This window comes from Pseudomonas sp. NPDC089407 (genome assembly GCF_044900445.1).
GTDB lineage: Bacteria > Pseudomonadota > Gammaproteobacteria > Pseudomonadales > Pseudomonadaceae > Aquipseudomonas.
Map to the genome: position 1 here is coordinate 14,862 of NZ_JBJDNB010000023.1, position 15,239 is coordinate 30,100.

14 protein-coding genes are annotated in these 15,239 nt (G+C 63.4%); 7 read left to right on the forward strand and 7 right to left on the reverse strand.

Annotated features, from left to right (window positions below; all coding sequences use genetic code 11):
* Positions 1 to 6: 6 nt before the first annotated feature.
* From bioD to ACI2KG_RS18065, 5 genes are all read left to right on the forward strand, one after another.
* A complete protein-coding gene (bioD, locus tag ACI2KG_RS18045; protein WP_404662806.1) occupies positions 7 to 687 on the forward strand; it encodes a dethiobiotin synthase in 681 nt (226 codons plus the stop codon).
* Positions 688 to 995: 308 nt separating this feature from the next.
* Positions 996 to 1,292: a pyrroloquinoline quinone biosynthesis protein PqqE gene (locus ACI2KG_RS18050; RefSeq protein WP_404662807.1), complete on the forward strand. Its 297-nt coding sequence runs from the start codon at positions 996 to 998 to the stop codon at positions 1,290 to 1,292.
* Positions 1,293 to 1,581: 289 nt separating this feature from the next.
* Positions 1,582 to 3,387, forward strand: a complete 1,806-nt coding sequence (locus tag ACI2KG_RS18055) for a phenylacyl-CoA dehydrogenase (protein WP_404662808.1) — start codon at positions 1,582 to 1,584, stop codon at positions 3,385 to 3,387.
* Positions 3,388 to 3,677: 290 nt separating this feature from the next.
* Positions 3,678 to 4,961 carry a diguanylate cyclase gene (locus tag ACI2KG_RS18060; RefSeq protein ID WP_404662809.1) on the forward strand — a complete coding sequence of 428 codons (1,284 nt, stop codon included), beginning with the start codon at positions 3,678 to 3,680 and terminating at the stop codon, positions 4,959 to 4,961.
* 124 nt (positions 4,962 to 5,085) lie between these two features.
* Positions 5,086 to 6,864 (forward strand): acyl-CoA dehydrogenase C-terminal domain-containing protein, encoded by a 1,779-nt coding sequence (locus ACI2KG_RS18065; protein ID WP_404662810.1) that lies wholly within the window; start codon positions 5,086 to 5,088, stop codon positions 6,862 to 6,864.
* Positions 6,865 to 7,226: 362 nt separating this feature from the next.
* On the opposite strand, the gene ACI2KG_RS18070 is transcribed toward ACI2KG_RS18065, so the two are convergent.
* Entirely contained in the window at positions 7,227 to 8,150 is a 924-nt protein-coding gene (locus ACI2KG_RS18070) for a LysR family transcriptional regulator (RefSeq protein ID WP_201206354.1), read from the reverse strand.
* A gap of 211 nt (positions 8,151 to 8,361) precedes the next feature.
* Between ACI2KG_RS18070 and ACI2KG_RS18075 the strand changes: the two genes are divergently transcribed.
* The gene (locus ACI2KG_RS18075; RefSeq protein WP_404662811.1) at positions 8,362 to 9,642 is read left to right on the forward strand and encodes an aspartate aminotransferase family protein; all 1,281 of its coding nucleotides are present in this window, start codon (positions 8,362 to 8,364) and stop codon (positions 9,640 to 9,642) included.
* A gap of 149 nt (positions 9,643 to 9,791) precedes the next feature.
* Entirely contained in the window at positions 9,792 to 9,950 is a 159-nt protein-coding gene (locus tag ACI2KG_RS18080; protein WP_009681539.1) for a YqaE/Pmp3 family membrane protein, read from the forward strand.
* 119 nt (positions 9,951 to 10,069) lie between these two features.
* Here ACI2KG_RS18080 and ACI2KG_RS18085 read toward each other — a convergent pair whose 3' ends face one another.
* The 6 genes from ACI2KG_RS18085 to pqqA form a co-directional block, all read right to left on the reverse strand.
* Positions 10,070 to 11,893 (reverse strand): prolyl oligopeptidase family serine peptidase, encoded by a 1,824-nt coding sequence (locus ACI2KG_RS18085; protein WP_404662812.1) that lies wholly within the window; start codon positions 11,891 to 11,893, stop codon positions 10,070 to 10,072.
* Entirely contained in the window at positions 11,859 to 13,019 is a 1,161-nt protein-coding gene (pqqE, locus tag ACI2KG_RS18090; protein WP_404662813.1) for a pyrroloquinoline quinone biosynthesis protein PqqE, read from the reverse strand. Before pqqE ends, ACI2KG_RS18085 begins: the two co-directional genes overlap by 35 nt.
* A complete protein-coding gene (pqqD, locus tag ACI2KG_RS18095) occupies positions 12,991 to 13,266 on the reverse strand; it encodes a pyrroloquinoline quinone biosynthesis peptide chaperone PqqD (protein WP_404662814.1) in 276 nt (91 codons plus the stop codon). Before pqqD ends, pqqE begins: the two co-directional genes overlap by 29 nt.
* Positions 13,263 to 14,018, reverse strand: coding sequence for a pyrroloquinoline-quinone synthase PqqC (pqqC, locus tag ACI2KG_RS18100; protein WP_201206345.1), 756 nt, complete (start codon positions 14,016 to 14,018; stop codon positions 13,263 to 13,265). Before pqqC ends, pqqD begins: the two co-directional genes overlap by 4 nt.
* A gap of 153 nt (positions 14,019 to 14,171) precedes the next feature.
* Positions 14,172 to 15,083: a pyrroloquinoline quinone biosynthesis protein PqqB gene (gene pqqB / locus ACI2KG_RS18105; RefSeq protein ID WP_400616992.1), complete on the reverse strand. Its 912-nt coding sequence runs from the start codon at positions 15,081 to 15,083 to the stop codon at positions 14,172 to 14,174.
* Positions 15,084 to 15,166: 83 nt separating this feature from the next.
* The gene (pqqA, locus tag ACI2KG_RS18110) at positions 15,167 to 15,238 is read right to left on the reverse strand and encodes a pyrroloquinoline quinone precursor peptide PqqA (RefSeq protein ID WP_003243383.1); all 72 of its coding nucleotides are present in this window, start codon (positions 15,236 to 15,238) and stop codon (positions 15,167 to 15,169) included.
* Position 15,239: the final 1 nt, after the last annotated feature.

The window sequence follows — 15,239 nt, forward strand, 5'->3', positions numbered from 1 at the left end:
AGCGAGATGAGCCAGGCCTATTTCATTGCCGGTACCGACACCGATGTCGGCAAGACCACCATCGCCGCCGGGCTGTTGCATGCGGCGCGCTTGCAGGGCATGAGCACACTGGGCGCAAAGCCGGTGGCCTCTGGCTGCACGATGACGGCTAAAGGATTGCGCAACAGCGATGCCCAGGCGCTGATCGATGAAAGCACGATCAAGCTGCCGTATGAGCAGGTCAACCCGTTTGCCTTCGAGCCTGCGATTGCGCCGCATGTGGCGGCGCGTGAGGCGGGGGTGACGCTGGGCGTGCCGGCGTTGCTGGCGGCGATGCGCAATGTGCTGCAACAAAATGCCGATTTCACGTTGGTCGAGGGGGCTGGGGGCTGGCGGGTGCCGTTGTCGGGGCTGGAGAACCTGTCAGACCTGGCCGTGGCTTTGCAGTTGCCGGTGATTCTGGTGGTGGGGGTGCGGCTGGGGTGTATCAGCCATGCCTTGCTCAGTGCCGAGGCGATAGAGCGCGATGGCCTGCAGTTGGCGGGGTGGGTGGCGAACATCATCGAGCCGCGTACTTCACGGCTGGAAGAGAACCTGGCCAGCCTGGCCGAGCGCTTGCCGGCGCCGTGCCTGGGGCGGGTGCCCAAGCTGAAGCAGGCCAGTGCCGATATGGTGGCTGAGCATTTGCAGCTGGATTTGCTGGATTAGGTTTTTTGCAGTCTGCCAGCGTCTCATCGGTTAACGCGATCCCTTGTAGGAGCGGCCTTGCGTCGCGAAAGGGCTGCGAAGCAGCCCCAAGGACTCAGCGCAGATGCACAAATTGCTAGGGCTGCTCTGCAGCCCTTTCGCGACGCAAGGCCGCTCAGGGACCGTGCAGGCCGGTAGAGCCATAGCCCAGGCTGAAATACCCAAGGCCTATCAACTGGCACCAGGCCATTAGCGATTTAAACGGGCCTTTTCCCACTTGGCCTGCTTTAATTGGCCGTGTTCCTATTCAGCGTCAATGGAGTCCTGACATGGAAATCACCGGTAGCTCCGCCTACTACGCGGGCCTGAGTGCAATCCAGGCCGGCCAGAACCGCATCGATCAGGCCGCCGGCCAGATCGCCAACACCAGCGCCGAACGCAACGCCACCAGCCAGTCCAGCGATTTTCAGGCCGAGCGCCTGCGCGCGGTCGACCGCAGCCAGCAAATGGACCTCGCCACCAGCATCGTGCAACAGGCGGTGGGCAAGACCGAGGTCGACCTTGGCGCAAAAGTCGTCAAGGCATCCGACGAAATGCTCGGCCGGATCATCGATACCTACGCCTGAACCCTGGCGTACTCCCCTATTTCAGCGCCTGCCCTTGTAGGAGCGGGTTTACCCGCGAATGCGTCAGCCCTGACAACAGTGTTTTCTTGGCTGGCCTCTTCGCGGGTAAACCCGCTCCTACAACGGGCTGTGTTGTGTCTTGGCTGATTTGCCATTTTTCGTGGCGCAAATGGCACCATAGTCCCTCCTTGACATAAGCCGGAGCTAAACGTAAGTTTCAAACAACTGTTTGATCGACGGCGCGCCCTGCGCGAGTCACCCCACAGAACTCACCTAGAGGTTCATCGCAATGCCTGATTACAAAGCCCCCTTGCGTGATATCCGCTTCGTTCGCGACGAGCTGCTCGGTTACGAGGCGCACTATCAGAGCCTGCCGGGTTGCCAGGACGCAACGCCCGACATGGTCGACGCGATCCTTGAAGAAGGCGCAAAGTTCTGCGAGCAGGTGCTGTCGCCGCTGAACCGTGTGGGTGACCAGGAAGGCTGCACCTGGAGCGAATCGGGCGTGAAAACCCCAACCGGCTTCAAGGCGGCATACGAGCAGTTCGTCGAAGGCGGCTGGCCAAGCCTGGCGCACGACATCGAGCACGGCGGCCAAGGCCTGCCGGAGTCGCTGGGCCTGGCCCTGAGCGAAATGGTCGGTGGTTCGAACTGGTCGTGGGGCATGTACCCAGGCCTGTCGCATGGCGCGATGAACACCATTTCTGCGCACGGTACTGCCGAGCAGCAGCACACCTACCTGACCAAGCTGGTGTCCGGCGAATGGACCGGCACCATGTGCCTGACCGAGCCACACTGCGGTACCGACCTGGGCATGCTGCGCACCAAGGCCGAGCCACAGGCCGACGGCAGCTACAAAGTGTCGGGCACCAAGATCTTCATCTCGGCCGGTGAACACGACATGGCCGACAACATCGTCCATATCGTCCTGGCCCGCCTGCCGGATGCACCGGCCGGCACCAAGGGTATCTCGTTGTTCATCGTGCCGAAATTCCTGCCCAACGCCGAGGGCGGCGTAGGCGAGCGCAACGGCGTGAGCTGCGGCTCGATCGAACACAAGATGGGCATCCACGGCAACGCCACCTGCGTGATGAACTTCGACGCCGCTACCGGCTACCTGATCGGCCCGGCCAACAAAGGCTTGAACTGCATGTTCACCTTCATGAACACTGCTCGCCTGGGTACCGCGCTGCAAGGCCTGGCCCACGCCGAAGTGGCGTTCCAGGGTGGCCTGAAGTACGCCCGTGAGCGCCTGCAGATGCGCTCCCTGACTGGCCCGAAAGCGCCGGACAAGGCTGCCGACCCAATCATCGTCCACCCGGACGTGCGTCGCATGCTGCTGACCATGAAGGCCTTCGCTGAAGGCAACCGTGCAATGGTGTACTTCACCGCCAAGCAGGTAGACATCGTCAAGTACAGCCAGGACGAAGAAGAGCGCAAGAAGGCCGACGCCCTGCTGGCGTTCCTGACCCCGATTGCCAAGGCGTTCATGACCGAAGTCGGTTTCGAGGCTGCCAACCACGGCGTGCAGATCTACGGCGGCCACGGCTTCATCGCCGAGTGGGGCATGGAGCAGAACGTGCGCGACAGCCGTATTTCGATGCTGTACGAAGGCACCACTGGTATCCAGGCCCTCGACCTGCTCGGCCGCAAGGTGCTGATGACCCAAGGCGAAGCACTGAAGGGCTTCACCAAGATCGTGCACAAGTTCTGCCAGGCGCAGGAAGGTAACGAAACGCTCAAGGAGTTCGTCGAGCCACTGGCTGCGATCAACAAGGAGTGGGGCGAGCTGACCATGAAAGTGGGCATGGCTGCCATGAAGGACCGTGAAGAAGTGGGTGCGGCCTCGGTCGATTACCTGATGTATTCCGGCTACGCCTGCCTGGCCTACTTCTGGGCCGACATCGCCCGCCTGGCTGCCGAGAAACTGGCAGCCGGCACCAGCGAAGAGGCGTTCTACACTGCCAAGCTGCAGACGGCGCGTTTCTACTTCCAGCGCATCCTGCCGCGTACCCGCACCCATGTGGCGACCATGCTGTCGGGTGCCAACAACCTGATGGCGATGGACGAGGAAAACTTCGGCCTGTCTTACTGATTCTGCTGCTGTAGCCAAAACCCGCCTGCCCTCACCGGCAGGCGGGTTTTTTATTTTTCAGGCTCAGCGCGGTCCCTTTGTAGGAGCGGCCTTGTGTCGCGATCGGGCCGCGCAGCGGCCCCGGCGGTAGTAGTGGCGAAGCTGAAATCTGGGGCCGCTTCGCAGCCCGATCGCGACACAAGGCCGCTCCTATAAAGGATCGCGTCTGAACTGATATTCAACTGTTCATGTGCGCTGCCGATGAAGTAAGGGCACAATGCCACTATTGGTCTGCCGGGTTGGAGATACCCTTGTTTCGTCTTAACGCTGTACGCGCAAGCCACTTCCTGCCTTCGCTGTTCTTGTTGCTGGCAGGGCTCGCCGCAGCTTATGTAAGAGACCTTAGTGTCTTCTTCACATCGCTGTTCAATGTCCTGCCTACCTTGGTTCTGCTGCTTGGCGGCGCCTACTGCGCGGTCTACCGCCGCCAGCGTGAGCTGTTCCTGATGCTCACGGTGTACATCGCCTACTACTTGCTCGATACCCAGACCGATTTCTACCGCGATCATGGCCGCGTGCGTGAGGACGCGGCGGTGATCTTCCACCTGGTGTGCCTGCTGCTGCCTGCGTTGTTCGGCCTGTATGGTGCCTGGCAGGAGCGTACCCACCTGCTGCAGGACCTGGTCGCCCGCGGCGCTGTGCTGTTCGCCGTGGCCAGCGTGGCCATAGCCCTGGAGCAAAGCTACCCCGAAGCGCTGCTGACGTGGCTGGCGGAGATTCGCTGGCCGGCCTTGCATGGCCAGTGGATGAGCCTGATCCAGATGGTGTACCCGCTGTTCCTCGTGGTGTTTATCCTGCTGGTGGTGCAATACCTGCGTGCCCCGCGGCCGTTGCACGCAGCGCAGCTGATCGGCCTGCTGGGGCTTTTCTGGATGCTGCCGCAGACCTTCATCTTGCCGTTCACCCTGAACATCATGTGCAGCCAGGTGATGCTGATGATTGCCGCAGCCGTGGCGCACGAGGCCTACCAGATGGCCTTCCGTGACGAGCTGACCGGCTTGCCGGGGCGTCGTGCGTTGAACGAGCGCATGCAGCGCCTGGGGCGCAACTATGTGATCGCCATGACCGACGTCGACCACTTCAAGAAATTCAACGACACCCACGGCCATGACGTTGGCGACCAGGTGCTGCGCCTGGTTGCCAGCCGCTTGTCCAAGGTCACCGGTGGTGGCCGCGCCTACCGTTATGGTGGCGAGGAGTTTGCGCTGGTGTTTGCCGGCAAGACTGCCGAAGAGTGCGTGCCGCACGTGGAGGCCGTGCGTGAGGTGATCGCCAACTACGTGATGCACCTGCGCGATCAGCCCAACCGCCCGCAGGACGATACCGCCGGGCGGCAACGCCGCGCGGGCAGCAGCGGCGGCACAGTGTCGGTCACCATCAGTATTGGGGTGGCCGAGCGCCAGGTCGATCATCGCAACCCCGAAGCGGTGCTGAAATCCGCCGACCAGGCGCTGTACAGCGCCAAAGGTGCAGGGCGCAATTGTGTCATGGTGCATGGGCAACAACCGCAACGCGGTGCTGTTCGCATGGCGTGACCGGCGAAGACTCTACGGTCAAGTGATGACCCTATGTCTCGTAAAAGTTGTTCGGTTACACTGCATGCAACCCCAGTGTCGCGGTTCCCCGAGACCGCCCCGACCCGACTAGCGAGAGGTTGTCATGGCTGACTATAAAGCGCCCCTGCGCGACATGCGCTTCGTACTGAATGAAGTCTTCAACGTGGCCGAGCAGTGGGCGCAGTTGCCCGCGCTGGCCGAAGTTGTCGACGCCGACACAGCCATGGCTGTGCTGGAGGAAGCCGGCAAGGTTACCGCCAAGACCATCGCACCGCTCAGCCGCGCGGCCGATGAAGAAGGCTGCCACTGGGACAATGGCGCAGTACGCACGCCGGCCGGTTTCATCGAGGCCTACAACACCTACGCCGAAGGCGGCTGGGTAGGCGTGGGCGGCGACCCGCTGTTCGGCGGCATGGGCATGCCCAAGGCCATCTCGGCCCAGGTCGAGGAAATGGTCAACGCCTCCAGCCTGGCTTTCGGCCTGTACCCGATGCTGACCGCCGGCGCCTGCCTGTCGATAAACGCCCACGCCAGCGAAGCGCTGAAGGAAAAGTACCTGTCGAACATGTACGCCGGTGTGTGGGCCGGCTCCATGTGCCTGACCGAGCCGCACGCCGGCACCGACCTGGGCATTATCCGCACCAAGGCCGAGCCACAGGCCGACGGCAGCTATAAGGTCAGCGGGACCAAGATCTTCATCACTGGCGGCGAGCATGACCTCACCGAAAACATCATCCACCTGGTGCTGGCCAAGCTGCCGGATGCGCCGGCGGGGCCGAAAGGCATTTCGCTGTTCCTGGTGCCGAAATTCCTGGTGAACGACGATGGCAGCCTGGGCGCGCGCAACCCGGCTACCTGCGGTTCTATCGAGCATAAGATGGGCATCCAGGCTTCGGCCACGTGCGTGATGAACTTTGACGAGGCCATCGGCTACATTGTCGGTGAGCCGAACAAGGGCCTGGCGGCCATGTTTACCATGATGAACTACGAGCGCCTGGGGGTTGGCATTCAGGGCTTGGCTTCGGCCGAACGCTCGTACCAGAACGCGGTGGAATACGCCCGCGACCGCCTGCAGAGCCGTGCCCCGACCGGCCCGCAAGCCAAGGACAAGGCTGCCGACCCGATCATTGTCCACCCGGACGTGCGCCGCATGCTGTTGACCATGAAGGCCCTCATCGAAGGTGGCCGCGCCTTCTCTACCTACGTTGCCATGCAGCTGGACAGTGCCAAGTACAGCGAAGACGCCAGCGTGCGCAAACGCAGCGAAGAACTGGTGGCGCTGCTGACACCGGTGGCCAAGGCCTTCCTCACTGACCTGGGCCTGGAATGCACCGTGCATGGCCAGCAGGTGTTCGGCGGGCATGGTTACATCCGTGAGTGGGGCCAGGAGCAACTGGTGCGTGATGTACGCATCACCCAGATCTACGAAGGCACCAACGGTATCCAGGCCCTCGACCTGATGGGGCGCAAGGTGGTGGCCAGCGGCGGGGCCTACTACAAGCTGTTCTCTGATGAGATTCGCCAGTTCGTTGCCAATGCGGGCAGCGAGCTGAATGCGTTTGCCAGGCCGCTGGGCGCTGCGCTCGACCAGCTTGACGGGCTGACCGAGTGGGTGCTGCAACAGGCCAAGGGCAACCCGAATGAAATTGGCGCGGCTTCGGTCGAGTACCTGCATGCCTTTGGTTATGTCGCCTATGGCTATATGTGGGCGCTCATGGCGCGTGCGGCGCAGGCGGGCGAGGGGGATGAGGCGTTCTATTCCGGCAAGCTGGGCACGGCGCGGTTCTACTTTGCGCGGTTGCTGCCACGGGTGGATTCGCTGGTGGCTTCGGTGAAGGCGGGGAGTGAGTCGCTGTACCTGCTGGAGGCTGAGCAGTTCTGAGGATTTATGGTGACCGCTTTGCAGCCCATCGCGACGCAAGGCCGCTCCTACACAGGTACAGCGCAAGCCGTAAAGGTGATGCGGTCCCCCGTAGGAGCGGCCTTGTGTCGCGATGGGCCGCAAAGAGGCCCCAATCCCCGGTGTAAGCTTTTTCCTACACGACGTGGTGACTTTTCACCACTGTTCTCAGATTGGATCCACGGTTAATCTTTACCACATGGACGTTGCGCAGGAAGCGCAAAGGACAGACTAAGGACGGCGACGAAGGACCACCTGCCAGGACGGCGGGGCGATACGGATGTCACAGGGAAACAGTCTGGAAAACCCCGCTTCGGCGGGGTTTTCTTTGTGCGCGTGTTTTTTCAGCCCAGCACATCCAGCGGCGATGCCCCCAGCAGGCGGGCGTCCGTTTCTTCCTCCAGCAGCGTGCGCAGCAGCTCCACCGAGGCCTGCTGGCGCTGTGCATCGCGGAACACCAGGCCAACCTTCAGCGGCACCCGTGGCTCGCTCAGCGGCTTCCACAGCAGCCCTTGGTCATCCTCTGCCGCTTCCTTGGCCCGGCCCGGCAAAATGGTCGCCAGCGCCGTGTGCGCCAGGCTGTCGAGAATCCCCGCCATGTTGTTCATTTCTGCCTGTACCTGCGGCCGCCGCCCTTGGCTGGCCAGTTGCGCCTGCCAGATCTGGCGAATCTGGAACTCCTCGCCCAGCATCAGCATGGGCAATTCAGCGGCCTGGCGGATGGATACCTTCTTGAAATCCTTCAGCGGGTGGGTATCGGGGATCACCAGTTGCAGTTCGTCTTCGTACAGCAGCAGGCCATGCAGCCCTGGCTGACGCGGCGGCAGGTAGCTGATGCCGATGTCCAGACTGCCGTTGAGCAAGCGCCGTTCGATCTCCAACCCCGACAACTCGTATATCTGAACCACAAGGTGCGGCTGTGCCTTGCGCAGCCGTTCCAGCAGCTGCGGCACCAGGCTTGGCCGCACGGTCTGCAACACCCCGATGGCCAAGGTGCGCAGTGACTGGCCCTTGAAGTTGCGCATGGCCTCGTGGGCACGCTGCAGGCCGTCAAGCAACGGCAACGCATGGTTGTACAGAGTGTGCGCCGCCAGAGTAGGCAGAAGGCGCTTGTTGCTGCGTTCGAACAGGCTCAGGTCGAGGCTGTGTTCCAGCTGGCGAATCTGCTGGGAAAGCGCCGGCTGAGACAGCGACAGGCGCTCGGCGGCGCGGCCGACGTGGCCCTCTTCGTACACCGCGACGAAATAACGCAGTTGGCGGAAATCCATAAGTAACACTTATCGAAAATGCTGGAAAAACGAAATGGTCGTAACCCTTCGTGAAGCCTAGTCTATCGCCGTATTCCAATGGGTTACAGCGATCAATCGGCCGATTGTTACCCCGGATGAAAAACACTTTTGATAGGCAAGGCAAAATATCGAGTGGCGGCACCAAGACCGCCCCGTGCCCGCCCCTTACCGTGCATTGGCTGGAGCCCTGATGAACCTGTTCAACCTGCGCCGCTCGGCCCCTGCTGCGGCCGCCGAGCCTAAGCGGGCGCCAATGATGGTGCCGCCAGCCGCCGAGCTGTCGCGTGATTGCCTGATGCCAAGCGCCGAACGCGCGGCGCAGGTCTTCGTGCGTGGTCAGGGTTCGTGGTTGTGGGACAGCGAAGGGCATGCCTACCTGGACTTCACACAGGGTGGTGCAGTCAACAGCCTGGGGCATAGCCCCAGCGTGCTGGTAAAGGCACTGGGTAACCAGGCCCAGGCGCTGATCAACCCGGGCGCGGGCTTCCATAGCCGCGGCCTGCTGGCCCTGGTCAACCGCCTGTGCCAGAGCACTGGCAGCGACCAGGCCTACCTGCTCAACAGCGGTGCCGAGGCCTGCGAAGGGGCGATCAAGTTGGCGCGTAAATGGGGCCAGCTGCACCGCAACGGCGCCTATCACATCATCACCGCCAGCCAGGCCTGCCACGGCCGCAGCCTGGGTGCGCTGTCGGCGTCCGACCCGTTGCCATGCAACCGCTGCGAGCCCGGCCTGCCGGGCTTCAGCAAGGTGCCGTTCAATGACCTGGCGGCGCTGCACGCCGAGGTCGATTCGCGCACGGTGGCGATCATGCTCGAGCCGATCCAGGGTGAGGCCGGGGTAATCCCGGCTACCCAGGAATACCTCAAGGGCGTGGAAACGCTCTGCCGCGAACTGGGCATATTGTTGATCCTCGACGAGGTGCAGACCGGTATTGGCCGTTGTGGTGCGCTGCTGGCCGAAGAGACCTATGGCGTGCGTGCCGACATCATCACCCTGGGCAAGGGCCTGGGCGGCGGCGTGCCCCTGGCCGCCTTGTTGGCCCGCGGGACGGCGTGCTGCGCCGAACCTGGCGAGCTGGAAGGGAGCCACCACGGCAACGCGCTAATGTGTGCTGCGGGCCTGGCCGTACTGGATACCGTGCAGGAGGCTGGGTTCTTCGCCCAGGTGCAAGACCACGGCCGCCACCTGCGCGAAGGCCTCAGCCGCTTGGCCGGGCGCTATGGCCAGGGGGAAGTACGCGGGCAAGGCCTGCTATGGGCGCTGCAACTGAAGGAAAACCTGGCCCGCGAGCTGGTGGCGGCGGCCCTGCACGAAGGCCTGCTGCTGAACGCGCCGCAAGCGGATGTGGTGCGCTTCTCGCCGGCACTGACCGTGAGCAAGGGCAACATCGACGAAATGCTGCTGCGCCTGGCGCGCGCCTTTGCCCGCCTGCATGCCCAGCAGCAGGCCCGCCGCGAAGTGCCGGCTTAAGTGGCACGTTAAAGAATTCTACGAACCGTCTGGCGTTCCTGCGCATCGCCCCTGGCCTGTTTCATTCGGCCTGGGGCGTTTTTTTTGGGCTGTGGAACCTCTGCGGTGGGCGGCGAGTCTTTGATTTAACCCCTTCAGGAGACATACGCATGGACTTTATCCGCATCATCATCGCCATCATCCTGCCGCCGCTGGGGGTGTTCCTGCAGGTAGGGTTTGGCGGGGCGTTCTGGCTGAATATCTTGCTGACTTTGCTGGGGTACATTCCGGGGATCGTGCATGCGGTGTACATCATCGCCAAGCGTTAGCCTGTCAGCGCCTCATCGCCGGCAAGCGGGCTCCCACACGATTGCGCAGTATTCAATGCCTGTGCAGTACCTGTGGGAGCTGGCTTGCCGGCGATTGGGCTGCGAAGCAGCCCCCTGGGTCAGCCCCTCAACACCCGGCAATAAAACTTCCACTCTTCTTCCAGCGCATGCGCCAGATGCTCCGCCTTGCGGAACCCATGCCGCTCCCCCGCATAGAAGTGCCCTTCAGCCTCGATCCCGTTAGCCTTTAACGCCGCCAGCATCGACCGCGTCTGCTCCGGCACCACTACCGCATCCAGTTCGCCCTGGAAGAAGATCACCGGCACCTTGATCTGCCCTGCATGCAGCAGCGGTGTGCGTTGTCGATAACGCTCGGCATCCTGCTGCGGGTCACCAATCAGCCAGTCCAGATAATCGCCTTCAAACTTGTGCGTGGCGCGCCCCAGCGCAACCGGGTCGCTCACCCCGTACAGGCTGGCACCGGCGCGGAATACGTCATGGAAAGCCAAGGCACACAGGGTGGTGTAGCCCCCCGCGCTGCCACCGCGAATGAACGCCTTGCGCGGGTCGACCAGGCCCTGCGCCGCCAGGTATTCAACGGCGCCGCAGGCATCGGCCACGTCGCTCTCACCCCAATGCAGGTGCAGGGCCTGGCGGTATGCCCGGCCATAGCCGGTGCTGCCCCGGTAGTTCAGGTCGGCCACGGCAAAGCCGCGCTGGGTCCAGTACTGGATGCGCGGGTCGAGCACGGGGTAACAGGCCGAGGTCGGCCCACCGTGGATGAAAACCACCAGCGGTGCAGCGGCTTTGGCGTGTGCTGCCGGGTAGAAGAACCCATGGGCCTGCTCGCCGTCACGGCCATAGCGGATCGACTGCGGCAGGCTGACCTGCCCGGCAGGCAACACTTCGGCACCACCGGCCAGTACACGCACCTCGTGGTTGCTGCGGTCGATGGCAATCACCGACGGCGGGCTGATGGGCGAGGCGGCGATGGCGTACAGGTGGTCGTCATCCATGGCCAGGTTACGAAAGCGCGTATAGGCACTGCCGAAACGCTCCATGCGGCCATCGCTGCCACGCAGCCCAAGCTGGCCGAAGCCGTCCACGAACCAGCTGGCCAGGTAGCTTTGCGGCCCCAGCGGCAACCAGGTGCAGGTGCCCAGTTGCCAAGGCGCAGCGGCGTGGTCCGCGGTCGCGGCGGGCAACGCTCGCCAGTGGCCATCGATTTCGCCCCAGGGCTGCCAGAAGCCCTTGCGATCAGACAGGCAATACAGCCGGCCCTCAGCGTCGAAGCGCGGTTGCTGCAGCGACTCGTCAGCACCCGCCACACACTGCGCCGGCCCCCAGTCGCCATTGGCTTCGCGCGTGCGGTGCATCAACCGGGTCACGGTCCAAGGCTGTGCCGGGCGGTCCCACTCAATCCAGGCCAGGCGCTTGCCATCGGCACTCACCGTCGGCGCCGCGTAAAAATCAGCGCCCTCAGCGATGACTTCGCGGCTGCCCTCGCGCAAGGCGACCAGGCGGTGTTCGACCTGCTCGGCATGGTGTTCTTCGACGGCCAGCACCTGGCCGTCATGCCATTGCACATCGCCGTAGCGGCAGCTGGCATCGTGGGTCAGTGCACGCGGCAGTACGTCGTCCAGCGGCTGGGTGTAGACCTGCTGGTCCTTTTCGTTGACGAACACCAGCCCGTCGCCACCCAGGCAGAAGCTGCCACCGCCATACTCGTAGACCCGGCTGCGCACGCTGAAGCCATCCGCAGTCAGGCAGCGGGCCTGGTAGTGCAGCCAGTGCCAGATGCGGCAAGCGCCATCGGCCGGGCGAAATTCCAGCCAGAACAGCCCGTCGGCACTGACCTTGAGTTCGGCAAAGTCGGTGCCGGCGGCGACCGCCTGGGCCGCGCTGAATTCAGCCGCGGGCGATGACACGGGAGTTTCGTTCATTGCGGAAGGTCATCTGTTCAATGGCGAGCTGGGCGCTTTGCGCCTCCTCGCGGGCTTTGAGGATGATGCCGTGTTCGGCCGATTTGGCGCACACCGGGTCGGCGTTGCTGGCATCGCCGGTCAACATGAAGGCCTGGCAGCGACAGCCACCGAAGTCCTTTTCCTTCTCGTCGCAGGAGCGGCACGGTTCGCGCATCCATTCATAACCACGGAAGCGGTTGAAGCCAAACGACTCATACCAGATGTGGTGCAGGTCGTGGTCGCGCACATTGGGGAACTGTACCGGCAGCTGGCGCGCACCATGGCAGGGCAGTGCGGTGCCGTCCGGGGTGATGGTGAGGAACAGGTTGCCCCAGCCATTCATGCAGGCCTTGGGGCGCTCTTCGTAATAGTCGGGGGTGACGAAGATCAGCTTGCACGGGTTGCCCTCGGCCTTGAGCTTGTCGCGGTACTCGTTGGTGATCCGTTCGGCGCGCTCCAACTGCGCGCGCGTGGGCAACAGGCCCAGGCGGTTAAGGTGCGCCCAGCCATAGAACTGGCAGGTGGCAAGCTCGACGAAGTCTGCTTCCAGGGCAATGCACAGCTCGATGATGCGGTCGATCTTGTCGATGTTGTGCCGGTGGGTAACGAAGTTGAGCACCATCGGGTAGCCGTGGGCTTTCACTGCGCGGGCCATTTCCAGCTTTTGCGCAAAGGCCTTTTTCGAACCGGCCAGCAGGTTGTTTACCTGCTCGTCGCTGGCCTGGAAGCTGATCTGGATATGGTCCAGGCCGGCCTTCTTGAAGTCGGCAATGCGCGCTTCGGTCAGGCCGATGCCCGAGGTGATCAGGTTGGTGTAGTAACCCAGGCGGCGGGCCTCGCCGATCAGCTCGGCCAAGTCCTGGCGCACCAGCGGCTCCCCGCCGGAAAAGCCGATTTGCGCGGCGCCCATCTCCCGCGCTTCTGCCATTACCTTGAACCACTGTTCGGTGCTCAACTCCTGGCCCTGGGCAGCGAAGTCCAGCGGGTTGGAGCAGTACGGACACTGCAGCGGGCAGCGGTAGGTCAGCTCGGCCAGCAGCCACAGCGGCAGGCCGACCTCGGGCGTGGGCGGCAGCTCAGGCGAGGACGATCCAGTGTTCGGCACGGGCCACCTCCATGAACTGCTCGATGTCCTCGGCGACTTGCGGGACGCCGGGGAATTGCTGTTCGAGTTCGCTGATGATTGCGGCCACGTCACGCTGGCCGTCGATCAGGCCGCCGATCAGGCTGGCGCTGTCGTTGAGCTTGATCATGCCTTCGGGGTACAGCAACACATGGCTCTTCTGCGCCGGCTCGTACTGGAAGCGGTAGCCGGGGCGCCAGCTTGGCACCTGGTTACGGTCGAAACTCATAGGGTGATCCCCTTGTGCCATACCCGGTCCTGGGTGACGGAGTGATAAGGCGGGCGGTTCAGCTCGTAGGCCATGCTCATGGCGTCGAGCATGCTCCAGAGGATATCCAGCTTGAACTGCAGTATCTCCAGCATACGCTCCTGCCCTTCACGGGTGGTGTAGTGCTGCAGGGTAATTGCCAGGCCGTGTTCCACGTCACGCCGGGCCTGGCCCAGGCGGGTGCGGAAGTACTCGTAGCCAGCCGGGTCGATCCACGGGTAGTGCTGCGGCCAGCTGTCCAGGCGCGACTGGTGGATTTGCGGGGCGAACAGCTCGGTCAGCGAGCTGCTGGCGGCTTCCTGCCAACTGGCGCGGCGGGCGAAGTTGACGTAGGCGTCCACGGCAAAGCGCACGCCGGGCAGTACCAGTTCTTGCGAGCGCAATTGGTCGGGGTCCAGGCCCACGGCCTGGCCCAGGCGCAGCCAGGCTTCGATACCACCGTCTTCGCCGGGGGCGCCGTCGTGGTCGAGCAGGCGCTGTATCCACTCGCGGCGTACTTCGCGGTCGGGGCAGTTGGCCAGGATCGCGGCATCCTTCATCGGGATGTTGACCTGGTAGTAGAAACGGTTGGCCACCCAGCCCTGGATCTGCTCACGGCTGGCGCGACCCTGGTACATCGCCACATGGTACGGGTGATGGATGTGGTAGTAGGCGCCCTTGGCGCGCAGGGCCTGCTCGAATTCGGCAGGGGACATTGGCAGTGCGTCGCTCATTCGGCTGGCTCCTGTAAAACTGACTCTCGACTCGATCCCTGTGGGAGCGGGTTTACCCGCGAACACCGGCGGAGCCGGTGCCATGCACTGTGTTGGATTCTTTGCGGGTGAACCCGCTCCCACAGGGGCTGTGCTGCTTGTGCGATCTCGTCGTTACAACTCGATACTCATGCCATCAAAGGCCACTTCCACCCCGCGGCGCAGCACTTCAGCGCGCTCGGGCGAGTCTTCGTCGAGGATCGGGTTGGTGTTGTTGATGTGGATAAGCACCTTGCGCTGGTGCGGGAAGCCGTCGAGCACTTCCAACATGCCACCAGGGCCGTTCTGCGCCAGGTGGCCCATTTCGCGGCCGGTGCGGGTGCCGACGCCACGGCGCTGCATTTCGTCGTCTTCCCACAGGGTGCCGTCGACCAGCAGGCAGTCGGCGCCGTGCATCATCGCCAGCAGCTTTTCATCGACCTGGCCCAGGCCCGGGGCGTAGAACAGCTTGCCGCCGGTGCGGGTGTCCTCGACCAACAGGCCCAGGTTATCGCCCGGGTGCGGGTCGAAGCGGTGCGGCGAGTAGGGCGGGGCGGCGCTGCGCAGCGGGAACGGGGTGAACGTGAGATTGGGGCAGGCGTCGATCACGAAGCTGCCTTCCAGCTCGATGCGGTTCCACTGCAGGCCACCGTTCCAGTGGCTGAGCATGTTGAACAGCGGGAAGCCGGTGGTCAGGTCCTGGTGGACCATGTCGGTGCACCACACCCGGTGCGGGCAGCCTTCGCGCAGGCTGAGCAGGCCGGTGGTGTGGTCGATCTGGCTGTCGAGCAGAATGATGGCGTTGATGCCGGTGTCGCGCAGGGCCCGGGCTGGCTGCATGGGCGCAAAGGCCTGCAGTTGGGCGCGGATGTCGGGCGAGGCGTTGCACAGCACCCAGTGCACGCCGTCGTCGGACAGGGCGATGGACGACTGGGTACGCGCCGTGGCCCGCAGGGTGCCGTCACGCAGGCCCTTGCAGTTGACGCAGTTGCAGTTCCACTGCGGGAAGCCGCCACCGGCGGCGGAGCCGAGAACCTGAATGTACATGGCCACTCTCTTTGCTGTGCGCAATCGGTATCTGAAAAACGAAAACGCCCCGGCGGGCCGAGGCGTGGAACCGTAAGCCGGGCTTAGCGGTTAGCGAAGTACATGGTGACTTCGAAGCCGATACGCAGATCAGTGTATGCAGGTTTGGTCCACATG